General features: G+C 43.3%; 19 protein-coding genes. 3 read left to right on the top strand and 16 right to left on the bottom strand.

The window, feature by feature from the left end; translation table 11 throughout:
- Positions 1-3: 3 nt before the first annotated feature.
- From AC5JPY_RS08395 to sdhC, 11 genes are all read right to left on the bottom strand, one after another.
- Positions 4-876, bottom strand: coding sequence for a UTP--glucose-1-phosphate uridylyltransferase (locus AC5JPY_RS08395; protein ID WP_443525092.1), 873 nt, complete (start codon positions 874-876; stop codon positions 4-6).
- 70 nt (positions 877-946) lie between these two features.
- On the bottom strand, positions 947-2020 hold the full coding sequence (gene galE / locus AC5JPY_RS08390; protein ID WP_443525091.1) for a UDP-glucose 4-epimerase GalE: 1074 nt from the start codon (positions 2018-2020) through the stop codon (positions 947-949).
- 77 nt (positions 2021-2097) lie between these two features.
- Positions 2098-2973: a succinate--CoA ligase subunit alpha gene (gene sucD, locus AC5JPY_RS08385; RefSeq protein ID WP_298808923.1), complete on the bottom strand. Its 876-nt coding sequence runs from the start codon at positions 2971-2973 to the stop codon at positions 2098-2100.
- Positions 2974-3095: 122 nt separating this feature from the next.
- Positions 3096-4262, bottom strand: a complete 1167-nt coding sequence (gene sucC / locus AC5JPY_RS08380) for an ADP-forming succinate--CoA ligase subunit beta (RefSeq protein WP_201579290.1) — start codon at positions 4260-4262, stop codon at positions 3096-3098.
- A 152-nt stretch (positions 4263-4414) separates the two neighbouring features.
- Positions 4415-5869 (bottom strand): dihydrolipoyl dehydrogenase, encoded by a 1455-nt coding sequence (gene lpdA, locus AC5JPY_RS08375; protein WP_443525088.1) that lies wholly within the window; start codon positions 5867-5869, stop codon positions 4415-4417.
- A 259-nt stretch (positions 5870-6128) separates the two neighbouring features.
- Positions 6129-7361, bottom strand: a complete 1233-nt coding sequence (gene odhB, locus AC5JPY_RS08370; protein WP_443525086.1) for a 2-oxoglutarate dehydrogenase complex dihydrolipoyllysine-residue succinyltransferase — start codon at positions 7359-7361, stop codon at positions 6129-6131.
- A 154-nt stretch (positions 7362-7515) separates the two neighbouring features.
- Positions 7516-10401 carry a 2-oxoglutarate dehydrogenase E1 component gene (locus AC5JPY_RS08365; RefSeq protein ID WP_443525084.1) on the bottom strand — a complete coding sequence of 962 codons (2886 nt, stop codon included), beginning with the start codon at positions 10399-10401 and terminating at the stop codon, positions 7516-7518.
- A 936-nt stretch (positions 10402-11337) separates the two neighbouring features.
- A complete protein-coding gene (locus AC5JPY_RS08360) occupies positions 11338-12048 on the bottom strand; it encodes a succinate dehydrogenase iron-sulfur subunit (protein ID WP_192518379.1) in 711 nt (236 codons plus the stop codon).
- A 224-nt stretch (positions 12049-12272) separates the two neighbouring features.
- Positions 12273-14123, bottom strand: a complete 1851-nt coding sequence (gene sdhA, locus AC5JPY_RS08355) for a succinate dehydrogenase flavoprotein subunit (protein WP_319050699.1) — start codon at positions 14121-14123, stop codon at positions 12273-12275.
- A gap of 328 nt (positions 14124-14451) precedes the next feature.
- Positions 14452-14856 carry a succinate dehydrogenase, hydrophobic membrane anchor protein gene (sdhD, locus tag AC5JPY_RS08350; protein ID WP_319050869.1) on the bottom strand — a complete coding sequence of 135 codons (405 nt, stop codon included), beginning with the start codon at positions 14854-14856 and terminating at the stop codon, positions 14452-14454.
- A 2-nt stretch (positions 14857-14858) separates the two neighbouring features.
- Positions 14859-15245, bottom strand: coding sequence for a succinate dehydrogenase, cytochrome b556 subunit (sdhC, locus tag AC5JPY_RS08345; RefSeq protein ID WP_319050700.1), 387 nt, complete (start codon positions 15243-15245; stop codon positions 14859-14861).
- Between the two features lie 1029 nt (positions 15246-16274).
- Here sdhC and gltA point away from each other — a divergent pair.
- Positions 16275-17555: a citrate synthase gene (gene gltA, locus AC5JPY_RS08340; protein WP_443525081.1), complete on the top strand. Its 1281-nt coding sequence runs from the start codon at positions 16275-16277 to the stop codon at positions 17553-17555.
- 118 nt (positions 17556-17673) lie between these two features.
- Here the strand turns inward: gltA and AC5JPY_RS08335 are convergent, their stop codons facing one another.
- Complete coding sequence (locus tag AC5JPY_RS08335) at positions 17674-18639, bottom strand: hypothetical protein (RefSeq protein WP_493852339.1); 966 nt, start codon at positions 18637-18639, stop codon at positions 17674-17676.
- 246 nt (positions 18640-18885) lie between these two features.
- A complete protein-coding gene (locus tag AC5JPY_RS08330) occupies positions 18886-19419 on the bottom strand; it encodes a type IV secretion protein Rhs (protein ID WP_443525077.1) in 534 nt (177 codons plus the stop codon).
- A gap of 447 nt (positions 19420-19866) precedes the next feature.
- Between AC5JPY_RS08330 and AC5JPY_RS08325 the strand changes: the two genes are divergently transcribed.
- Both AC5JPY_RS08325 and ribBA read left to right on the top strand, forming a co-directional pair.
- Positions 19867-21156, top strand: coding sequence for a replication-associated recombination protein A (locus tag AC5JPY_RS08325; RefSeq protein ID WP_493852338.1), 1290 nt, complete (start codon positions 19867-19869; stop codon positions 21154-21156).
- Between the two features lie 346 nt (positions 21157-21502).
- The gene (ribBA, locus tag AC5JPY_RS08320; RefSeq protein ID WP_319050705.1) at positions 21503-22615 is read left to right on the top strand and encodes a bifunctional 3,4-dihydroxy-2-butanone-4-phosphate synthase/GTP cyclohydrolase II; all 1113 of its coding nucleotides are present in this window, start codon (positions 21503-21505) and stop codon (positions 22613-22615) included.
- Positions 22616-22775: 160 nt separating this feature from the next.
- Here the strand turns inward: ribBA and AC5JPY_RS08315 are convergent, their stop codons facing one another.
- Genes AC5JPY_RS08315 through AC5JPY_RS08305 form a run of 3 tightly spaced genes read right to left on the bottom strand, consistent with a single transcriptional unit; the run spans position 22776 to position 25461 of the window.
- Positions 22776-23264 carry an acyl-CoA thioesterase gene (locus tag AC5JPY_RS08315; protein WP_443525073.1) on the bottom strand — a complete coding sequence of 163 codons (489 nt, stop codon included), beginning with the start codon at positions 23262-23264 and terminating at the stop codon, positions 22776-22778.
- Between the two features lie 50 nt (positions 23265-23314).
- A complete protein-coding gene (locus AC5JPY_RS08310) occupies positions 23315-24370 on the bottom strand; it encodes a hypothetical protein (RefSeq protein WP_443525071.1) in 1056 nt (351 codons plus the stop codon).
- Between the two features lie 59 nt (positions 24371-24429).
- A complete protein-coding gene (locus AC5JPY_RS08305) occupies positions 24430-25461 on the bottom strand; it encodes a uroporphyrinogen-III synthase (RefSeq protein WP_443525069.1) in 1032 nt (343 codons plus the stop codon).
- Positions 25462-25464 lie beyond the last annotated feature (3 nt).

The raw sequence follows: 25464 nt of genomic DNA, 5'->3' as shown, positions 1-25464 counted from the left end.
TGATTATTTATCGTCCGCTAGTTGCTGCTCGGCAAAGTAGATAAAAGCCTGCATATATGAGCGCATATCACCTGCGTCATAACTATCACCGCGCATAGTGGTGACATGCACGCCGTACTTACTAATCAAAGCATCAATCGCATCCGTTAGTTGAATTTCACCACCGACTGAAGCTTTGGTATCGGCCAGATAGTCAAAAATATGATTACTAAAAATATAACGGCCTACAACCGCCAGTTTCGAAGGCGCTTCTGCTAAGCTTGGCTTTTCCACAAAACCTGCAACTTTAAAGCTAGTATTAACATCTACGTGGTCGTTCACTTTACTATTATTACTCAGTTTAGCGATACCATATTTATGCACATCCTCATCTGCCACTTGATCAACCAATATCTGTGAATGACCATCTTTAGCAAATGCATCGATCATAAAAGCCAAATTATCAGCCGACATGTCATTAGTAAACGGATCAAGCACAACGTCTGGAAGCAATACCGCAAAATCATGCTCACCGATGATTGGACGCGCTGCCAATACCGCATGTCCTAAGCCCAAAGCTTTACCTTGACGTATCATCGATACTGTGACGTCTTCTGGTAGCCAGTTCAAGCTGTCAGCCAGCTCATCTTTACCTTTATGGCGCAGTTGATTATCAAGCTCAGCATTGACATCAAAGTAGTTTTCAATTGCGCTTTTTTGTGCATGACCGACCAAGACGATATGCTTAATACCTGCAGCGATGGCCTCTTCTACCACGTAATGAATAGCTGGACGATTACCCAAAGGTAACAACTCTTTAGGTACAGATTTAGACAATGGCAACATACGAGTACCAAAGCCTGCGACGGGAATAACAGCATGCGTTATTTTATTCATAGTTTTTTAGCTATATTAAAAAGATGAGTTTAGAGAAGAATATTAAATAAGTAATAGGATTTAATAAATCTTAAGACATAGTATATCCGTTTGGATTCATACTCTGCCAGTGCCATGTATCTTTACACATATCGGCAATTGATAGTTCTGCTTGCCAACCTAATAAATTCTTCGCTTTCTCCGAACTGGCATAGCAACTGGCAATATCGCCTGCACGTCGAGACGCAAACTGGTAAGGAATAGCTTGTCCAGACACGTCAGAGAATGTGGATATTAGCTCTAATACAGAAGTACCTTTGCCAGTTCCTAAATTGATAGGTAAAAACCCAATTGGACTGGCTGTATTTGAATAGATTTCTGAACTAGTTTGCTGCTCTAAATAGTCAAGCGCTGCTACATGACCTTGAGCCAAGTCAGTCACATGTATGAAGTCCCTGACACCAGTCCCATCAATAGTGGAGTAATCATTACCAAAAATACTTAGCTTTTCAAGCTTACCGATAGCAACTTGAGAAACATAAGGCATGAGGTTGTTTGGAATATCATTTGGATCTTCACCGATCTGCCCTGATGCGTGTGCACCTACAGGATTAAAATACCTTAAAGAAATAAGATTCCAACTGTCATCTGATACCGCTAGGTCTTCTAGTATGTACTCTACAGCAAGCTTACTTTGTCCGTATGGATTGGCACAGGAACGTTTCGAGCTCTCCTCGATAGGTAAGGTATCGGGGTCGCCATATACAGTTGCAGACGATGAGAAAACTAAGTTTTTCACATTATACTCTGACATAACCTCTAGCAAAGTAATGGTACCGCTAACATTGTTATTATAGTACAACAATGGTTTGACGACTGATTCGCCAACGGCTTTTAACCCAGCGAAGTGAATCACCCCAAAGAACTCATGCAAAGCAAAAACTTCTCTAAGCAACTCATTATCTCGAATATCACCTTCGACAAACTCAATCGTCTCTCCAATAAGAGTAGAGACACGGTTAATTGCTTCACGGCTACTATTAGATAAGTTATCGTACACGACAATATCATAACCGGCTTCATGTAAAGCTATACAAGTGTGCGAACCGATATATCCAGCACCGCCAGTGACTAATATTTTGTTTTTCATAAAGTTTTCAGACATAAAAAAGACACCCCATTGTAGGGGTGCCCTCTCAACATTTCAACAAAGTTTTGGTAGTTAGTAGGCTTTTGCCTATCTTACCAACCAGTAACTTCTTTTAGCTTGTCACCAAGCTTAGATGGGTCACGCGTATACGCGATACCAGCATCTTCAAACGCTTTGAATTTCTCTTCAGCAGTACCTTGACCACCAGAAATGATAGCGCCAGCATGACCCATGCGCTTGCCTTCTGGAGCGGTAACACCAGCGATATAACCAACAACTGGCTTGGTTACATGGTCTTTGATGTAAGCAGCAGCTTCTTCTTCAGCAGTACCACCAATCTCACCGATTAGGATAATCGCTTCAGTTTGTGGATCAGCTTCGAATAGTTTCAATGCATCAATCTGGTTCATACCAGGGATAGGATCACCACCGATACCGATACAGGTTGACTGACCAAAACCGAGCTTAGTTGTTTGAGCAACCGCTTCATAAGTTAACGTACCAGAGCGTGAGATGATACCCACTTTACCTGGCTGATGGATATGGCCTGGCATGATGCCGATTTTGCACTGGCCTGGAGTGATAACGCCTGGGCAGTTAGGACCAACCAAACGTACGTCGCCCGCTTCTTCAAGATAGCGTTTTGCTTTTAGCATGTCGATAGTCGGTACGCCTTCAGTGATCACAACGATCAACTTAACGCCAGCATCGATTGCTTCAACGATAGAGTCTAGTACAAATGGTGCTGGTACATAGATGACAGAAGCGTCAGCTTGAGTCGCTTCCATCGCTTCGCTCATAGTGTTAAATACTGGTAAGCCTAGGTGCGTTTGACCGCCTTTACCTGGAGTCACACCACCAACAACTTTAGTACCATATTCGATGGCTTGCTCAGAATGGAACGTACCATTTTTACCAGTAAAACCCTGTACCAATACTTTGGTATCTTTATCGATTAATACACTCATTATATTTTCCTTGTATTCGGTTGTCTTGCAACAGTGGTCTTTATAACTCTTATTATCAGATATTGATAACCAATCTTTGTTATAAAAACCACTATTACGATTTGACTACTATGCTTAAAGACTTAGGCTTTAACAGCATCGACAATTTTTTGAGCCGCGTCAGATAGACCTTGAGCTGAAATCAGTTTTAGACCAGACTCTTCTAGGATTTGTGCGCCTTTCTCAGCGTTGTTACCTTCTAAACGCACGACCACAGGTACTTGTACATCAACTTCTTTGATAGCAGCGATGATAGCTTCTGCAATCATGTCACAACGTACGATACCGCCAAAGATGTTGATTAGAACGCCTTCAACACTGCTGTCTTCTAGAATGATTTTGAACGCTTCAACAACGCGATCTTTGGTTGCGCCACCGCCAACGTCCAAGAAGTTAGCAGGCTTGCCGCCATACAACTTGATGATATCCATGGTCGCCATTGCAAGACCAGCACCATTAACCATACAACCGATGTTACCTTCTAGTGCAACATAGTTTAGGTCAAACTCAGCGGCTTTAAGCTCACGCTCATTTTCTTGCGTCTTGTCTTGTAGCGCTGCAATTTTAGGCAGACGATATAGTGCGTTTGAGTCGATACCGATTTTGCCATCAACACAAACGATTTCGCCGTTTTCGCGAACAGCTAATGGGTTGATTTCCATTAGAGCAAAGTCATTTTCAACAAATGCTTTATAAGCGCCAGTCATCAATTTAACGAACTGGTTGATTTGCTTGCCCTCTAGACCAAGTTTGAACGCAACGTCACGCGCTTGGAAAGGCATCAAACCAACTAAAGGATCAACGTTTACTTTGAAGATTTTTTCTGGGGTGCTGTGTGCTACTTCTTCGATATCTACGCCACCTTCGGTAGATGCCATGAACGTTACACGACGAGTTGCACGATCTACAACTGCACCAAGATATAGCTCAGTCTGTACTGGGTACATATCTTCTGCAACCAATACGAAGTTTACTGGCTGACCGTCAGCGTCAGTTTGGAATGTTACTAGGTTAGTACCGATCAGCTCTTCAGCAACTTGCTTCGCTTCTTCACGAGTTTTAACCAGCTTTACGCCACCCGCTTTACCGCGACCACCAGCATGTACTTGCGCTTTAATTACCGCAATATCAGTTGGGGTTTTATCAAAAGCTGCAGCAGCTTCTTCGCCGTTATGGGCGATGATGCCTTCTTGAATTGGCAAACCGTAGCTTTTTAATAGCTCTTTTGCTTGATACTCATGTAAATTCATTGATTGTATCCTTTATTTTTTACAATTAATAAAAAGTGAAATCAAGTACGCACATATATTAAGCATACATATAACGCACTCATGATCGTGGCTATCGCCAACATAGCGATACCACAATCAGGTTGTAAATCGACAATAACTAAATTAACTACTTATTTTTTACGTTTTTTGCGCTGGATAGCATGGATAGCACGGCCGTCTGCAGATAGAGCAGCTTCATGCACTGCTTCTGAAATAGTTGGATGTGCGAAGGTCATTAGCTGCAAATCTTCAATGCTAGAGACAAATTCCATCGCAATCATACCTTGATGGACAATATCACCAGCACCAGCAGAGATCGCATGCATACCTAATAGACGATCTGTTTTCGCATCAGCGACTACTTTCACAGAGCCTTGAGCTTCACTTTGAGCAAGTGCACGGCCGTTAGCAGCTAAGTTGAACGAACCGGTCTTCACTTCATAGCCAGCTTCTTCAGCTTCTTGCTCAGTCAAACCTACCCATGCAATTTCTGGGTGAGTATAAATGACATTGATGATAGTGTCATAGTTAACTTGAGGTTTTTCGCCATGAATACGCTCAACAGCCATCATGCCCTCTTCCATAGCTTTATGCGCAAGCATTGGACCACGGACCAAATCACCGATAGCATACACGCCATCAAGGTTGGTTTTACACTGGTCATTGACATCGATAAGGCCACGTTCAGTCAACGTGATACCGCTGTCATCGCCAAGCAGTTTTTCAGAATAAGCACGGCGACCAACACAAACGATTAGCTTATCAAAGCTTTCCTCGCTCGACTCGCCTTTGTTTTCGCTAGTGACGACAACTTGGTCACCTTGAACTTCAGCGTTGGTTACTTTGGTATCGACACGAATATCAAGACCTTGCTTCTTCAGCATTTTGCCAGCTTCTTTTGAGATATCTTTGTCAGCAGCAGCTAGGAAACTAGGAAGCGCTTCATACACAACTACTTCTGCACCTAGGCGACGCCATACTGAACCAAGCTCAAGACCGATAACACCAGCACCAATAACGCCTAGACGCTTAGGTACTTCAGTGAAATCAAGTGCGCCAGTTGAATCAACAATACGGTCACCATCAGTTTTGGCAACAGGAATCTCGATAGGCACAGAACCTGCCGCAAGAATAACGTTCTTAGCAGTGATCGTCGTTTCGCTGTCGTCTTCTAGAGCAGTAAATTTGACTTTTTTGTCAGTGCCCGTACCATCAACTAGCGTACCCCAACCCTGTAGCCAGTCAACACCATTGCCTTTTAGCAACGCTGCAACACCGCCAGTCAATTGCTTGACGATACCTTCTTTACGTTCTATCATTTTTTCGATATTGATAGCAACGTCACCAGTACTGATACCGTGCTCGTCAAGATCATGCTTAGTGGCTTCATAACGATGTGAGCTGTCAAGCAAGGCTTTTGATGGGATACAACCAACGTTTAAGCAAGTGCCACCAAGTGCTGGCTCACCTTTATAAACGCGCTTTTCGATACAGGCAACGCTCATACCGAGTTGACCTGCACGAATAGCCGCTTCGTAACCACCAGGACCGCCGCCGATGACGACTAAATCATAATTGTCTTTCATAGTACGTTCCTATTTTTAATTGTATGTGTCATTTAAATAGATTGTTATCTTAATGATAAATCAGTACGGTCTACACTCTATGGTTAATACACCATATCAGTGAGAAAGACTCACTTATCTCTAGTCGATAGTAAGTCACCGTTTTTAAAATCATTTTCGTATATGTCAGCGGATTAACTGATTGCTGACTGAGCAAAACTATAATCTGTACTAAAGTGAAAAAGCTTGTATCGGCTATTGCCAATACAAGCTTAGAAGCTTACAAGTCTAGTAACAACATGGCTGGGTCTTCGACCAACTCTTTGATAGTTACTAGGAACTGTACGGCCTCTTTACCATCAATCATACGATGGTCATAAGATAGCGCTAGGTACATCATCGGTAGAATTTCAACCTTACCATCAACAGCCATTGGGCGGTCATTGATAGCATGCATACCCAAGATAGCGGTTTGTGGTGGATTTAAGATAGGCGTTGACATCAATGAACCGAACACACCGCCGTTAGAGATGGTAAAAGTACCACCAGTCATATCTTCTAGACCAAGCTTACCTTGCTGTGCTTTACTACCAAACTCACGGATGGTACTTTCAACATCAGCCATGCTCATACGGTCAGTGTCACGTAATACTGGTACTACTAGACCACGGTCTGATGATACGGCTACACCGATATCATAAAAACCATGATAAACAATGTCGTCGCCATCTAGTGACGCATTTACTGCTGGGAAGCGTTTGAGTGCTTCTGTTGCGGCTTTGATAAACAATGACATAAAGCCTAGACGTACGCCATGACGCTTCTCAAATTTTTCTTTGTACTTAGCGCGCATGTCCATCAATGGCTTCATGTTAACTTCGTTAAACGTCGTCAACATCGCTGTGTCTTGTGATGCTGACAATAGACGCTCTGCAACACGCTTGCGCAGACGAGTCATTGGAACGCGTTTTTCTGTACGTTCGCCCATTGACTCAGCAACGGGACGGCCACTATCAGATTTGATGCTGCTGTCTGATTTTAGCGTTGGATTTGCCATGTCCGTTTTGGTGACACGACCGCCGCGACCACTACCTTCAACTTCTTTAGGATCAACGCCAGACTCTTTTGCTGCTTTACGGACTGCTGGGCTTTGATCTTTGTGATCTGCTTCGTCTTTTTTGTCAGTCGCTTGTACTGGCTCACCGCCGTCTGCAGCTTGCTTTTCTGATGCAGCTGGCTGCTCTGTTGTCTCTGCAGCTGGTGCTTCGCCTGCACTTGCACCGGCTTCGAACTGTGCAATCAACTCATCAGACAATACTGTGTCATCAACTTGCTTGACGATTTTAGTTACTACACCATCATCAGGTGCAACAACTTCTAGTACTACTTTGTCAGTCTCGATCTCAGCTAGTAGGTCATCACGATTAACTTGTTGACCTTCAGTGACATGCCATTCAACGATTGTGCCATCGGCAACCGATTCTGGAAAAACGGGGGCTTTGATGTCAGCCATCGATATACTCCTTAGATGTGGATATTCATACTTATTATTAAGTCGTGATAGGCAGTCAGTATTCGTTAAAAGTAACGCTTAGATTGTATTAAAAAATACTAACTGTCATCGCCTGATTCATTTATCTGCTATAGTCTTTCGATTAGATAACCTGTTACTTAGATAGCTCATCGACACTTATACCAAGACCGCCAGCAATCAATGCTTGCTGCTGCTGAGCATGCAGTTTTGGCGAACCTGTTGCAGGTGCTGCACTAGGAGGACGTGCCACCGGCTCCATGACTTTTGCCTTAGTTGGATGTGGTACAACAATACGGAACATATGCGGGGCCAGATAGTACCAAGCGCCTTGGTTCAGTGGTTCTTCTTGCGTCCATACAATCTCAGCTAGATTGCTGTATTTTTCAATCTCAGCAACCAAACGTTGCTCTGGTAATGGATAAAGTTGTTCAATACGTACGATAGCAACATGATCAAGACCCAATGCGCGGCGCTGCTCTAGTAGATCGTAATAGACCTTACCGCCACATAGCACCATGCGAGTAACTTTGTCTGCGTTGTGGTCGTCCATCTCTGAAATTACGGTTTCAAACTTACCATTGGCAAGCTCTTCTAGATTAGACGTTGCCAGCTTATGACGTAACAAACTCTTTGGTGACATAACGATCAAAGGCTTACGAATCGGGCGTACTGCTTGACGACGCAAGGCGTGATAAATCTGTGCAGGAGTCGTTGGCGTAATAACTTGCATATTGTCTTCAGCACATAGCTGTAAGAAGCGCTCAAGACGCGCAGAAGAATGCTCTGGACCTTGACCTTCAAAACCATGTGGCAATAACATGGTCAAACCACAAACACGCTGCCACTTGGTCTCGCCACTTGAGATGAACTGATCAATAACGACCTGCGCACCGTTCACGAAGTCACCAAACTGCGCTTCCCAAACAATCAATGCATTTGGTACTGTCGTAGCATAACCATATTCAAAGGCTAATACTGCTTCCTCTGATAGCAATGAGTTATAGGTGGCAAAGCGTGCTTGCGTTTTACTCATGTGAGCGAGTGGCACATACATGCTGCCGTCATTGACATTATAGATTTCACTGTGACGATGCGAGAACGTACCACGTCCTACATCTTCGCCCGTAATGCGTACCAATACATCATCGTTATCGACCAATGATGCATAAGCCAATGTCTCAGCTGCACCCCAGTTGAGAGGCTCTTCACCAGTCTGCATCGCTAGACGCTGCTCAACTACTTTTTGAACTTGGCGTTGTAGCTTGTAGCCCTCTGGCATTTCAGCCATACGGCGTCCATAAGCTTTTAGCTTTTCGATATCGACACTAGTGTCCCAGTCGTCAACCAATTCGTGACCTAAATAAGGCTTCCAGTCTACAAATAACTGCTCGTTAGGTTCTTTTACTAGTGAGCTGGCAACATAATCACCACGGTCTAAAGATTCACGATAGTCGTCTTCGTATTGCTTTTCTTCTTCGCTATTTAAAAGCCCATCAGCGATAAGCTTCTGTGCATAGATGGTACGCGTTGTAGGCAATTTTTTAATAACTGCATACATCAATGGCTGCGTAGCTGAAGGCTCATCTGCTTCATTATGTCCGTTACGGCGATAGCAAAAAAGATCAATGATGATGTCTTTATCAAACTGATGACGATAATCTAATGCCAACTGAGCTGCAAATACGACTGATTCAGGATCGTCACCATTCACGTGCAAGATGGGCGCATGTACCATCTTAGCGACGTCAGTACAGTATTCGGTTGAACGAACATCTTCTTGACGGCTGGTGGTAAAACCAACTTGGTTATTGATGACAATATGTACAGTACCACCAGTGGTATAAGCACGGGTCTGTGACATTTGGAAGGTTTCTTGAACCACACCTTGACCAGCAAAAGCCGCGTCGCCATGGATAACGATCGGCAATACTGAATTACCACCAGTATTGTCTAATGACGGCTGATCATTACGGCGCACTTGGCGGGCACGTACTGAGCCTTGTAATACTGGTGCAACGATTTCAAGATGAGATGGGTTAAACGCTAGTGCCAAATGCGCCTCACCACCTGGCGTCATCACATTTGATGAAAAACCATTGTGGTATTTAACGTCACCTGAGCCTTTTTCTGGTTGTACTTTGCCATCAAATTCGTCAAACAGATCCGCAGGATTTTTACCTAGGATATTGACTAGTAGGTTAAGGCGTCCACGGTGAGCCATACCAATGACCATCTCTTTTGTGCCATAGCCACCAGCACGTTGAATAATTTCATTGATAGCAGGAATGAAGCTTTCACCGCCCTCTAGACCGAAACGTTTAACGCCCGTATATTTACGTGCTAAGTACTTTTCTAAACCTTCGGCAGCAGTCAGGCGCTCAAGAATAGATAAGCGCTTTTCTTTATCAAATTGGATATAGCCCAAGTTGGTTTCTAAGTATTCTTCCATCCAGCGCTTTTCTGTGCTGGTGGTGACGTGCATGTACTCGATACCAATATGACGGCAGTACACACGCTCCATGATTTCGATAATTTCACGCAATGGCGCTTCATTTTTACCGATTACTAAATCATTGGTTGGGAATACAGTATCAAGATCTGCTTCTGATAAATTATGATAAGCAAGCGTTAGATCTTCTACTTCGGCACGTGGATGCAAATCTAAAGGATCAAGTTTGGCACGGCGATGGCCACGGCGACGATATGCGGAGATTAATTGCTGCACACCCATTTGCTTTGGATCAGTACAGTTATTTGAGGTACCACTGCTTTGGTCAGTGTTTTCATCACTTACTTTATTCGCGGTCTGATTGCGAGCAAGTAATAAAAATTGGTCCTTAATCGCGTTATGCTTGGCATCGTCTGACGATTTGTACTGTTCAAAGTACGCTTGCCAATCTGTGTCAACACTATCAGGGTCTGTTAGGTACTGCTCGTAAAGAGCTTCTATATAGCTGGCATTATCAGCGGCCAGTTCAGTATGTCCTTGGTCCGCTTTTTCTTTAGTTATACTATTCATAATAATCGTCTATTTGATAGATAAATGAATGGAGTCGTGCTTATTATGGTGTCAATCGCTAGATGCTAGGCATATAGACAATTTGTCATATCCCGTTAAATACTATTTGATAAAACACTTCTATCCCTAAGTATTGCCGTCACTATAGAATATTGCCGTCATTGTCTAAAGAAGCAAGGGATGCTAAATAGTGATAACAAGTCTTATTGCAATACCTATATTAAAAATAAAATTATTTGTGAACGCTCAGTTTTGTTAACTGACTCGTTTCACAACATTAATTTATATATACTTCTTGTAGCTATAACCGATTGGTAAGTTATAAGTTATTAACAATCAATCAAACTTTTAGCTAACCATTTATAATGGCTGTTAACGCTAAAACATCCTATGTCTACTAGAAATGTTGTCCATCAAGACAGAAATACATTGCTGTATAGCCTATCACGACCATTTTTTGCGACATAGTTTGTTTGTTCAATACTAAGTATTTACGTAATGAATATCTATTATCAATTATACAAGCACAATAATTGTATACATAACGTTTTATTCTATTAATTGATACGTATTACTGAACCACTCAATTAGCATTTAGTATCGTCAAAAACGTAATTATACCAAACTTTTCTCGTGTCTATATCCGATTATATAGATTGATTGTCTATATATTATGTCTTCTTACACACAACCAATGTATTGCGTATGGTGTTTTGCCAGCTCAATGGCTGAATATTGACCATTTGCGAGTCAAACTTACTGCTTTAGTTTCCTGCTGCTGTGATCTAAGACTCTATAGGTAAGCCTGCTTGGTATAGAGCCAGTAGAGTATGCACGCAAATATATCTAAGCCAGTCTAACTAACAAAAACACCACCTAACGAATAGGTGGTGTTTTTCGTACTGTATCTATTATAACTGATGCGCTTGCAAACTACTAACCGGCTTGATCAATCAACATATTACGTAGATGGCCAATGGCTTTGGTTGGGTTCAAGCCTTTAGGACAAACCGATACACAGTTCATGATACCACGGCAACGGAACAAGCTAAACGGATCGTCTAGACGGGCCAAACGTGCTTGGGTATCACCATCACGACTATCAGCAACAAAGCGATAAGCGTGCAGTAACGCTGATGGACCTAGGAACTTATCAGGGTTCCACCAGAATGATGGGCAACTGGTTGAACAGCACGCACACAAGATACACTCATACAGACCGTTTAGCTTTTCACGCTGTTCAGGTGACTGTAGACGTTCCGTCGGCGGTGCTGGCTGATCATTGATCAAGTACGGGTGTACTTTCTCATATTGCTCGTAGAATTGGTTCATATCAACAACCAAATCACGAACCACTGGCAAACCAGGTAACGGGCGAACCGTTACTTTTTCTGGTAGGGTATTCATGTTGATTAAACATGCTAGACCATTTTTGCCGTTGATGTTCATGCCGTCAGAACCACAAATACCTTCGCGACAAGAGCGACGGAAAGTAATTGTCTCATCTTCTTTCTTTAGGCGTAATAATACGTCAAGCAACATACGATCTGAATCAAGTAATTCAATCGTATAGGTTTGCATGCGCGGCGCTGCGTCCACATCAGGATCGTAGCGATAGATTTCGATGGTGCGAGTACCTCGGCTCATAATGCTAAACTCCACACGTAGGTGATGGCGGGCATACAAAGACTGCAACATATTAGCGCTGGCTATTGATTAGTACTGATAATTAAATATCGAATATCAATCAATAGCCCAGTAACGCTGGCATGAGCATGTAGCTGGCGGTCACCTTTTTAATAAATTAATAAGGGATAAAACGTTGAGACTGCTGTTGCATGTTGGCTATGAACCAAGCATGCAATCTAGAGTTAATAGACGCGAACTTTTGGTTCAATGTAGTCAACAGTCAATGGTACTTTGCGAACGGGCTTATAAATAATACGGTTGCCTTCAGAATACCATAAAGTATGCTTCATCCAATCGTGGTCGTTACGACCATTTGGTGCGTAATCATCATCTTCTGGACGGTCATAGTCAGATACACTGTGTGCGCCGCGGCTTTCGTGACGTGTAGCCGCTGATATCATAGTGGCTTTTGCTACTTCGTACAGATTTGCCACTTCAAAAGCTTCGATGCGTGCTGTGTTGAACACCTGTGATTTATCGCCAAGATGAATTTTTTCGATCTTATCGCCTAGCGCTAGGATTTTCTCAACGCCTTCATCCATCATTGCTTGGGTACGGAATACACTAGCATGCTTTTGCATAGTTGCCCGAATCTCATCAGCCACGTCTTGCGCATTGTAGCCTTCAGTAGACTGTTGCAACTTGTCTAAACGCTTCACTGTAAAATCAAGCACACGTGGATCAAGCGGCTTGTAGTTGTGATCAGCGTGATGGAACTCATCAACGATATGTTTACCCGCTGCACGGCCAAATACGAGTAGATCAAGTAGTGAATTCGTACCTAAACGGTTGGCACCATGAACACTCACACAAGCACATTCACCGATTGCATAAAGACCCTTAACCACATTGCCTTTAGCATATAGGCCGTCTTCATCAGTACCTGCTTCTAGATCTGGCACAACAACCTGACCATGAATAGTGGTTGGAATACCGCCCATCATGTAATGAATGGTTGGGATTACTGGAATTGGTTCTTTTGTGATGTCGACGTTGGCGAAGTTTTTACCAATCTCAAATACTGATGGCAAACGCTTCATGATGGTTTCAACGCCTAGATGCGTCATATCCATAACGATATGATCAGCATTAGGACCACAACCACGGCCTTCTTTGATTTCTTGGTCCATTGAACGTGATACGAGGTCACGTGGTGCCAAGTCTTTCACGGTTGGTGCATAACGCTCCATGAACGCTTCACCATCTTTATTACGCAAGATAGCGCCTTCACCGCGACAACCTTCAGTCAGTAGTACACCTGCACCATGAACACCAGTTGGATGGAACTGCCAGAATTCCATATCCTGCAATGGGATACCAGCACGTACTGCCATGCCAATACCGTCGCCAGTATTGATATAAGCATTGGTAGACGCTGCAAAGATACGACCCGCACCGCCTGTCGCTAGGACAGTAATTGGTGACTGGAATACCGCAACCGTACCCGTCTCTTGCTCAAGCGCAACGACACCGTTGATGTTACCCGCTTCGTCTTTGATCAAATCAAGGGCAATCCACTCGATAAAGAACTCAGTGCCTTGCTCTAAATTCTTTTGATATAGCGTATGTAGCAGCGCGTGACCTGTACGGTCAGCAGCAGCACAAGCACGTTGTACAGCTTTTTCGCCATAGTTAGACGTATGACCACCGAACGGACGCTGATAAATCGTACCATCTTCGTTACGGTCAAATGGCATGCCCATGTGCTCAAGCTCATAGACTACTTTTGGCGCTTCACGGCACATATACTCGATAGCATCTTGGTCACCCAACCAATCTGATCCTTTTACGGTATCATAGAAGTGGAAGTGCCAGTTGTCATTGCTCATGTTACCCAAACTTGCACCGATACCACCCTGAGCGGCAACCGTGTGCGAACGCGTTGGGAATACTTTGGTAAGGACTGCAACCTTCATGCCCGCTTCCGCTAAATGCAATGAAGCACGCATACCTGAGCCGCCGCCACCAACGATGACTGCATCGTAGTTTAGGGTCTTGATATTACTAATGGTATTGTCTTGTCTAGTTGCCATTACGGTTTTCCTAATGCCTGTTAATGCTCAGAAGTTAATTAAAACTCTTTAAAAAGCTTGTATCACATTTATGAAAGCTCACTATTTGGCTATTTCATAAACTTGTAACATAACAATCTAAACAGTCTGCAACCACTTCATGTGCATATCTATCGTTATACTGGACTAAGCCTACTCAGCTATAATCAGATTAGCTGGTCATCAATGCTAGTCCAATGCTATGACTATTCTTGGCTATCAGCAGATAATTGCGATTATCTTTCCAACCAGTTTATCAGTTGGATATACCTGCTGTTATATATAGATATAAGAGGTATTTGTTCAATGGTTAAACAGCAGCGATACCGAAACCGTTACCCCAAAAAATCATAATGCCCCAAAATAGAAATACTAAAATAGCGATAATCATCAATGACTGTAGTACTAAACGTAAACCTGCTGCGCTTGAGCCTAGCTTGCCTGTCGTAATATAGTCAGTAAATACTGTCCACATACCGACCCAAGCATGGCCAGCCAGTGCAAGTACTGCAACCAAACTGAATAAACGCATCGGTAAACTGGTCATAAATGATGACCATTCAATGAAAGTGACATCACCATGGGTCAAAAAGAAGCCCAGCAATATCACGCTATAAACGGCTAAAACAACAGCACTAATACGCTGAATAATCCAATCACGTGAGCCTGAACCTGTCAGACCAGTAGCACTTTTGATTCCTGAATCATTTTTTATCATTAGAACATCACCCATACAAATGACGCGACAACCAAAATCGCGGCGATCACAAAACTGACCATAGAGGCAGTGCGACCAGATTTTAGCTCTTCGTTCATGCCCATATCAGCAAATAAATGTTTCATACCCATTACGAAATGATAGGCAATAGCGGCAACAAATATCCATGCTAAAAAGCGCACAAGTACGTTGTCAAATACAGTTGCAAAACTCTCAGGCGACGCCAGTGAGTTCTGTAATAACCATAGCATGACAGGAATTAATAAAAATAAAATAATGCCAGAGATACGATGCAAGATAGAGGCGATCGCAATCGGTGAGCGATTAACACTAATCACTTGGCTTAAAGGCAGATCAATAGGTCGGTTGCTTTTCACAGCGGGCATCCTTTTTGCGGTTATACTCCTGTATCTGCTATCGAGGCTTGACATGGATAGTGTCAGATGAGCGTCGAGCAACACACGAGACGAATAAAGTAAGGAAGAGCTAGCTGACTTCTTTTAGTTTGCGCTAAATATGAAGAAAGGATCATGTATATAAAGGTAGTAATAGACTGTTCAACATCGCTTGTCGAGATGACAGGCCTATCAAACAACCCATCTATTATACAACAAAGAGAATAAACATGAGTAAGATCGACTAACCAGTCTATTTTTATTGGTCGTATGAAGCGCAAGACAACGTTAATATGTCCTCTACTTCAGAGCGAGCCGCATACTAAGCAACAGATACTTGTGCTCAGCACTCAAAAACAGAATGGTTAATAGGAACACTCAAACCATAGAATTCGGTTTGGTCTATCAAAACACTAGACAATCGTAAATAGGCATATATAAAGCAAGCTATAAACGACACTATGTTATGACCACTTATCAATTTGCACAAGCTAGTGCTAGTTAATTACTACAATTATAAAATGACTGAGCGATAATTACAAACTTATCCCTGAAGCAATAGTAAAACACAGTTATTTAACAAATAAATAGAGATATGTAATACTCAATCTGAAAAGCATTGATCTATATCAAACTTAAGTCGAATTCGATTGGTTTGCTACTCATGACCTAGAAGATTTTAAGCTCAATTTTTATGCATATGTGTCTAGATTTTTGCCAATATTCGAACAATGTTGTACCGATTTTGACATCATAAATATGGCTGAAAAATGGATAAATTTAAGCAAAATAACCAAACAGACATATTTTGATACAAAAATTACAGCGAATAACCACCGCTAACCCATGCCAATTGGGATGGTAGTCAATAAAAGTTTTTTCAAATCACAAGTGATTGCTGCTAATATACCCTGCGTATTAAATGAGTTAAATTCATTTTACCGTTTGACCGATGATGACGTGAGGTGTACGTCTGTAGTAATTTTATTCTAACAAGCTAAAACCAATGGAGAGCAATTTATGGCTGATAATAATGCCAAACTAACCGTGAATGGTGAAGAATACGAACTTCCTATTATTAAAGGTACTTTAGGGCGCCCAGTTATCGATGTTGCTGCTCTACAAGAATCAGGCTTCTGGTCTTATGACCCTGGCTTTAAAGTTACTGCTCCTGTTGAATCAAAGATTACTTACATCGACGGCGGTAAAGGCGAGTTATTGCATCGTGGCTACCCTATCGACGAGTTAGCGAACAACGCTGAATACCTAGAAGTCGCTTATGCATTGATTCATGGTGACCTACCTACTGCTGAGCAAAAAGCAGACTTTTTTGAAAAAATCCGCGAGCATACTCCTGTCCATGATCAATTGCGTAAGTTCTTTGAAGGCTTCCGCCGTGACGCGCATCCAATGGCTATTATGGTTGGTGTCGTTGGTGCCTTATCAGCGTTCTATCATGAAGACCTAGACGTGAGCAATGAAGAACATCGCGAAATCACAGCTATTCGTCTAATTGCTAAGATGCCTACGCTTGCTGCGATGAGTTATAAGTATTCACAAGGCGAACCGTTCATGTATCCGCGTAATGACTTTAACTACGCAGAAAACTTCTTGTACATGATGTTTGCAACGCCTGCTGATGTAGATTACGAAACCAATGACGTTATCACTCGCGCCATGGACAAGATCTTTACCTTGCACGCTGACCATGAGCAAAACGCTTCTACGTCAACAGTACGTCTAGCTGGCTCTACCGGTGCAAACCCTTATGCATGTATCGCTGCAGGTATTGCTGCGTTATGGGGACCATCACATGGCGGCGCCAACGAAGCTGTTCTTGAGATGCTAGATGAAATCGGTACTGTCGAAAACGTGCCTGAGTTCATGGAAAAAGTAAAAAGCCGTGAAGTGAAGCTCATGGGCTTTGGTCACCGTGTTTACAAAAACTTCGATCCACGCGCTCAAGTAATGAAAGAGACTTGTGATGAAGTACTAGAAGCACTAGGTATCAACGACCCTAAGCTTGAGTTAGCGATGGCACTAGAGAAAATCGCGCTAGAAGACCCGTTCTTCATCGAGCGTAACCTATATCCAAACGTTGATTTTTACTCTGGTATCATCTTGAAAGCCATCGGTATCCCAACGTCAATGTTTACAGTTATCTTCGCATTGGCTCGCACTTCAGGCTGGATCAGCCACTGGTTAGAAATGCATAGTGCACCATTCAAAATCGGTCGCCCGCGTCAGTTGTATACTGGTGAAACGCGCCGTGATTTTGTAAAAGTTGAAGATCGCAAGTAAGCTGAGCCGTGTTTGAGCAATAAAAAATCCCGCTATCATGCGGGATTTTTTATTGCTCTTTGATAGGTACTATTGGCTCTAGTATGTATATTTGATACTACGAACATGACATGGTTATTTACTGAAATTCTTTCAAAGTCTGTTCATACTTTGCAATCTGCTCATCATAGCCTTTAATCGTATCATTAAACTTAGTCATGAGCATCTCAAACTCTTGCTGCTGCTGTTGTTTCATCTGCTGCATATCGACTACCTGCTGCGCTTCTATCTGCTCCCATACTTGATGCTGAATAATCAAACGAGCCAGCGCTGGGCTTTTTGCACTTAACCTTCCGGCAATCTCTGCATGTTCAAACAATTGCGGCACTAAAGTCGCGATGTTAATCAGTGTGTCAGAATCCTCTGCACTGAGTGGCGTCGTCACAGGCTGATATAGCGTATCCATCGTTTGTTGATAGCGCTCTATTATCTGCGCTTCGGTCAGTATCACAGGTTTACGTGGCTCCAGACTAATACGCTTTAACACCGTCAAGTCACGCTCACCAACTTCGGTACTAGTATTGATATCGACCGCTGCATCCGAATCTGTATTGCTACCTATAGCCACTGGGCTGTTCGATGCTGTTGTCTGCTCAGCACTATCAACACCAGAGCCCTCTGACGCATTCTCTATTGTCTCATCGTTGCTGTTGTTGCTAGTAGTGTTTTCACCTGTGCTGTCAGTCACGTTATCGTTAGCATTGTCAGCTGCACCGCCTAGTAGTAAGGACTCATCGCTGTCTGATGCATCTGCCGCTTGCAGTGACTCATACTCTGCTTGAAGACGGCGCTGCAACCCTTGCGCTTGTGCAACATATATAGGTTGAAACTGTTCTATACGCGCTGCAGCCGAATCGCTTTGTGGCATAGGCTGACTGTCTTCTTCAGTTGTTTTTTCGCTTGTCTCGGTATCGCTTGGTACAGGCTGGGTATCTGCTTGCTGTTGGCAACCCGTCAGAAACAGTACACTCGTCAACGCTGCTGCAAGCAGTGGCGATTGATAATGAGTGTCAGTATTAGGCTTCACTGATAAAAATCTAAGCATAAGAGTACATATCCTTTAATAAAGCAAACGTATAAAAAGCTAAAGTGATGACGATAACTAACGTTTGTCATTCTCTGTTCATTTATTCTTCGAGCCATCACTGACTTATTAGTCATTGAACAAACCCAATTTAATAGGCATATAATTATTTTTATCTTATTCATTAGTCATACTATTACTAATCATAGCACTATCTCTAATTACCCCAAGCAGTTAGAAACCTAATTATCATATGACAGGCAAAACCTAGCTGATAAAAGAGCTACCAGTGCTTTTAATGTTAGTAATAGGATTTACGGTCAAAAATGGTATGCAAGCCTCCAAAGCTTGGCAGTCTTGTCCGCGCTGACGACGTACAAAATAATCTTGTACCATACGTGCCTGCTGCTCTATACCATACTTAAAAAAGGATTTACCCGTTTCTAATACATAGTCATAGCGCCGATCGATAAGGGCACCGCGTACGACTTTTAAACCTTGCTGCAATTGCCATATGTGAGTCAACTCATGTATTAGCCAGCTCTGTTTCGCCAAAGGCGCGTCACTAAAATCTATAATCCAATCAGCTGGGTTAAAATAGATATTACCATTGGGACTGACGGCATAGTTTTTTAGTACCCACCAAGCGGTCTTTAGCCGAACCTCATCAAGTCTGATACTCTCACCAAATACGGATCTCGCCAGCGCTATCTCGCCTGCCGTCAAACCACGCGACCGCTGGCTGTGGTTACGGTTACGTAGATATCGATTAAATAAGCGCTTGAGTGTGGGTTTAGACATCGTCAATGTATTACCTTATATTTGATAGGCTACTTCTAATAGATTATGTTTGGTTATCCATTTTTACCAAGTCCGTTACTGAAATGGTTGAACCGTTAATATAGATGAATTGTGAGAACTAAAGTATCAAGGACATAAGCTATACGCTTAGTGAGCTTTCATTAACATGTTTTTGCGTTAGCCTAGCGTGTATGACCCATACTTACAGGTAACATTAGGTTTATAACCTAGCCTACTTTTATGGCTCATGTCCAATATTGAGTGTCATTATAAAGTTGCTGCGAGAATCATGCCAAACAACTGAGTGTATTTAGATGAACTCAGAATAGTAAATATAGAATAGAATGCGGTGCTCTGTACTCAACGTTCTGTATTTAGCGATAACGCCCATTGATAACTGCCATTATGATCCATTGATGGTTTTTTAATTATTTGATAGAGAGTTCTATGCCGACCAACTTTCACGCCGACACCCCCCTTGCCCAGCGTATGCGCCCTGCCTCACTTGCTGCTATTATTGGTCAAGAGCACCTCTTAGCTATAGGCGCACCGCTACGACGTTTGGTAGAGCAAGGACACTTGCCGTCTATTATCTTACATGGTGAAGCAGGTATCGGAAAAACAACCATCGCGATGCTATTGGCTGATGCCGTTAGTAGACCTTTTCATGCGCTCTCTGCCTTGAATACTGGGGTCAAGCAGCTGCGTGAAGTATTAGACAATAAAGACTCATTAAGCCTTGAGTCACCTGTGGTATTTATCGATGAGATACATCGTTTTAATAAAGCGCAGCAAGACGCGCTCTTGGGCGCTGTGGAGTCTGGGGATATTACCTTAATTGGTGCAACCACAGAGAACCCATCATTTAGCGTCAATAATGCTCTATTATCACGTTGCCAAGTATATCGTTTAGAGCCGTTGACGCCTGAGCAGATTGGTGCCGTATTACAGCGAGCACTAGCAGAAGACGCTGTCCTTAAAAAACTGACTATCGACTTGCAAGCGCAAGATACCATCAGTCAATTGGCACATGGCGACGCAAGAAAGGCGCTAAACTTATTAGAGCTTGCGATCCAAACAGCCGACACCGAGCAATCACCAATAATCATTGATGACGAGCTGGTTAGCCAAGTGGCGCAAACGGCGTTGGTACGTTATGACAAAGATGGTGAGCAGCATTACGATATTATTTCAGCCATGATTAAATCAGTACGCGGCTCAGATCCTGACGCTGCGCTATATTGGATGGCGCGGATGCTGGTTGGCGGAGAGCCTGCCGATTTTATTGCGCGTCGATTGGTAATACTCGCCAGTGAGGATATCGGTAATGCCAATCCAAATGCCCTACTTCTTGCTGATGCAGCCCTACGTAGTGTGCAATCTATCGGTATGCCAGAGGCACGCATCATATTGGGGCAAGTCGTGGTCTATCTGGCGACCAGTGCCAAAAGCAACAGCACTTATAAAGCGATAAATGCAGCGATGGCTTTGGCAGAAAAGGATGCCTCCCCTGTACCATTACACCTACGTAATGGTGTGACAAAACTGATGCGCAATCAGGGCTACGGACAAGGTTACGCTTACCCTCACGACTATCCTAATCACTACTATCTTCAAAGCTATTTGCCAGAAAACTTGTTGGGTACCAGTTTTTATAAGTTTGCTGATAACCAACGTGAGCAGCATAGTAAACAGTTTATAGAATGGCTAAAAACCCAAGCAGCGAGTAATGATTGAGAATACCATCTGATGTGTCGGAAATTTTGAGCTATCGTTGGTTTAGGGATTAGTCATTATACGTATGAGCCATTAGTAATATTTAACCCCATTTTTAAAAGACTAAGCGTGATAGTTCAGCTTTGAGGCAGCACGCGTGGTCAAAAACCGTTAAAATGTATCCACAATGATATATAAGAGTCATGAGTTACTTCTATATTTGATTACTGTTATTTGATTACTATGATTATCACGCGCTTTGCTCAACAGCAACAGCGCGTTGTACCATCTACTGCTACAATAGGCAGATAACGCTTTATATTCCAAACCACACATATTTATTAATAATAAAATATTGAGACTTACTATGAGTTTACATACGATTCCTGAGATTATCGAAGATATTCGTGCCGGAAAAATGGTCATCTTGATGGATGATGAAGACCGCGAAAACGAAGGTGATATCATCATGGCAGCGACGCACGTTCGCCCTGAAGATATCAACTTTATGATTACTCACGCGCGCGGCTTGGTATGCTTAACCCTATCACAGGCGCGTTGCCAGCAATTAGCCCTGCCGCTTATGTCAGATCGCAATGAAGCAAAATTTAGCACAAACTTCACGGTGTCTATTGAGGCTTCTGAAGGTGTTACCACTGGTATCTCTGCAGCGGACCGCGCTCGTACGATTCAAGCTGCGGTCTCGTCTGCTGCAAAGCCAGAAGACATCGTCCAACCTGGGCATATTTTTCCAATCATGGCACAAAACGGCGGTGTTCTACACCGTGCAGGCCACACAGAAGCCGGTTGCGACTTATCAAGATTAGCAGGATTAGAGCCTGCAGCAGTCATTGTAGAGATCATCAATGCTGATGGTACGATGGCACGTCGAGATGATCTTGAGATATTTGCAAAAGAACACGACATCAAAATGGGTACAATCGCCGATCTCATCAACTACCGCATCGCCAATGAGCAAACGGTAGAAGAAATCGAGTCGCGTCCTTTTGAAACTGAACATGGCACTTTTACCTTGCATCGTTTCCGTGAGTTTGGTGCTGAAGAAACACATTTAGCATTGGTAAAAGGTGATGTGAGCGAAGGCGTGAGTACCGTACGTGTCCATGGCTTCCATCCACTACGTGATCTATTTGCTGCCAAAAATGATACGACGGGTCGTAGCGGCTGGAGCGTACAGTCAGCACTAGAAGAAATCAGTGCTTCAGATCGTGGCGTCATGGTTTGGGTAGGTAATCATCAGCCAGTCGATCTAGGAGATGCGTTAGATAAAGCTTCAGACAATCAGTCACTATCGACCATCGCCCAGCAGCCTTATCGTAGTATCGGCGTTGGTGCACAAATACTGCGTCACTTGGGTGTACGTGATATGCGTTTACTGTCATCACCGATGAAGTTTTATGCCTTATCAGGCTTTGACTTAAATGTGGTTGATTTTGTCAGCGCCCCGCAACAAAGCTAAAGCCTGTTTAAAAGTGGACTAAAACATAAGTCGCGAAAAGGGCACGCTAATATCATGTTAGCGTGCCCTTTTTTTGTTTTCAATAATCAACGCTTAACCGACGATACCCTTCAACTTTAACCAGCGAGACCTCTCAAAAAAGCGTCAGGTTAATATCACTCTAAAGCTCGGGAGTGTGATCAAATTTCGCTTCTAGTGCTAACAGCCGCGCGCGCTCTTCCGCTGTCCATGGCAACTTACCTTTCCCATCACTATCGAGACGTACCACCACTGCCTCGGCCGTCGCCACGATGATGTTTTGCGCTGTACTATAGTAGCTATATTCCATTGTTATACTGGTATTACCCAGACGCTGGCAGCGCACACCTAGCAGCAAGGTATCAGGATACGTTACTGGGCGTAAGTATTGGCAGCTCGATTGCGCCAGTACGGTAACCATACTGCCATCAAACATATCTAACGCATGTAAATAACCAATACGCGCTGACTCAGAGTAACGATAATAAACCACATTATTGAGGTGGTTAAATGCATCCATCTCACCCCAATGAATTGGCTGGGGATGAATGATTGGATAATTAGCCAGTACGTCAGGACGCTCGGTAATCACGTCAGCCAAAAAATCATATTTTTCGTTAAAATCAGTCATAACTTACCTTTTTCTTTATATTCAGTATTTGTCGCGCTGCTAAACAACCTCTACTGGCTCTGAGGTTTGTCTAAGATTTGTGTGGTCAATAAAGGGGTTGGTTTGGGTGTATTGGCAATCAGTTGATCTAGCCAAGCGATAACTTCTGGTATATCGCTAGGGGCTTTCATAATTTCTAAATTAGTGTCTACGTTGGTTTTTAAATTGGTGTCTAAAGCCGTGTCCGAATTAGCTTGTGCACCTATCGGTTTTTTGTCCGCTGGAACAATGCCAATCGCATCACTTTGAGTAGACTTTTTGCTAACTGATGACTTAGGAATTAACGTTTTTAGCTGTTTGCGCGCTTGGGTCAAATAACTACTCAATTGGTCCTGTTCACGCATATTGCTAGATTGGCTTGCAAGATTTAAGGTCATGATGACTTCGTGAATGACGAGCTGTCTGCGAGAGAGACTTGCCTCATTGTTCACCGGTCTGTTAGCAGGCTTGTTTGTTGCAGCATCGACAAGCTCTCGGCGCTGAATATCCGTACGCTCGTAGCTTCCAAGACGCTCATGACTGTGCAAAAACTCTTGGATATTTTGAATCGCAAGGTTTTGGATTTGCCATGGACTCGGTTGTGAGCTTTGCGCTTGTAAGCGTTCGATATCTTGGAGCAAGCTTTGCTTGATGACCACAGTCAACGCAGGTGCAATCTCATTACTGCTTTGTGCCAACTGCCAATGCAACCCTCGCAGTAGCTCTATCGCTGCACTATCATTATTATCTGCTAGTAGTCTATCGGCAGCCTTTATTTGGATACGTAATAGATCCAGCTGGTTTTGCGCTTGACTGCTGGCCTCCACTCTCGGTTCAGGCAGTGTCTGTTGGCTCATAGCAAATAAGCGATCGTCCATTTCGTTTAAACGGCTGACGACCTGTTCATTACTTTGTAAGCGCTCATTGACACTATGTTGAAAGCGTTGCTGGCTGATATATAACCAAAGCAGCGCTGCGATAAGTAGCAGAATAACTAGCCACTGCATCCGCAGCAGCAAAATGTTTGCTTGGCGGCGCTGCTGTACAGCAGAAGGACCTTCGGGTAAAGACTCAGGATTCATTGACATAAGGCTGTACCACTATTTATAGGTGTGACTATGTTTAAAGCAAATAAAAGATTATAATACTAATTGGTAGCGTTGATGGCTGAGAGAATCGTATCTGGTGCTAAGTCTTCTACACGCCAATAGCTCAAGTGTTCTGCTGCCACCATCTTTGCTAAACGCTCACCCAGTACAACATAAGCAAAGTCTGATAACGCGAGTGGCACACTTTCCTCGGTATGACTCACCGCATATGTATCTGGTTTTGATACCAAAGTCTCTACCTGTGCACCTTTAATGATATGTTTCCAGTGCTCAAAGGCGACCCCACTACTCACAACTACGATTGGTTTTGATTGATTCGATCGTGCGTTCTTTTCTTTGTTATGTGCAAGAAAATCTTGTTGATATTGCTGATATTGAGATCGTGCATCAATAGGCATCGTGCGCTCGTACCACGCAATACTATCAATATGCACACCGCGGGCCTGTAATGTATCGACCAATAATCGTCGCCCGCCAAGACCACGCCATATCAGTAGCTTATCACCAGGCTGCAAACTTTCAATCTCAGGCATTGCCAGCATACCTTCGTTATTGGCAACCTCAGGCTGCAATACTTGGTAGCTTGTCGCCTCTATTGTTGCCTGATTCAGTACCGTAGCAGTGGCTTGACCGACTGCAATGATTTGACTTGGCGCGACAAGAAGTTCATAGAGTATCTCAGCTTGCCTAGTCTCTGGCTGTTCAGATACTAGCCGCTTGAGCGCTTCTCCCGAATGACTACAGTCACTATGCTCGTTGTGCACAAGTGCACGCCAAGCATTCAATCCTAACGTAGCCGCAGTTGGGCTGATAACTACCAGAGCCTTATATTCACCAGCGAGCCATGCACGCATCAGTGTCATATCATCGTCAGTCGTTGAACGTGATTGCAATACCAACATTGGTATCTCGACTACTGTAAACCCTGCTGCTTGCAGATGGTGTGTCAGCGGCGCAGCACGTTCTGTTGGACGCGTATTGATGACAATTTGCGGCACTGATGATGAGTCATCCGGGTGACTATTGTGACTATCACGACTGAATGTCACTTGGGTTGACGTTGATGACATAGC

The sequence above is a fragment of the Psychrobacter sp. H27 genome (assembly GCF_059072655.1).
This window is presented reverse-complemented; position numbering and strand designations above follow the sequence as displayed.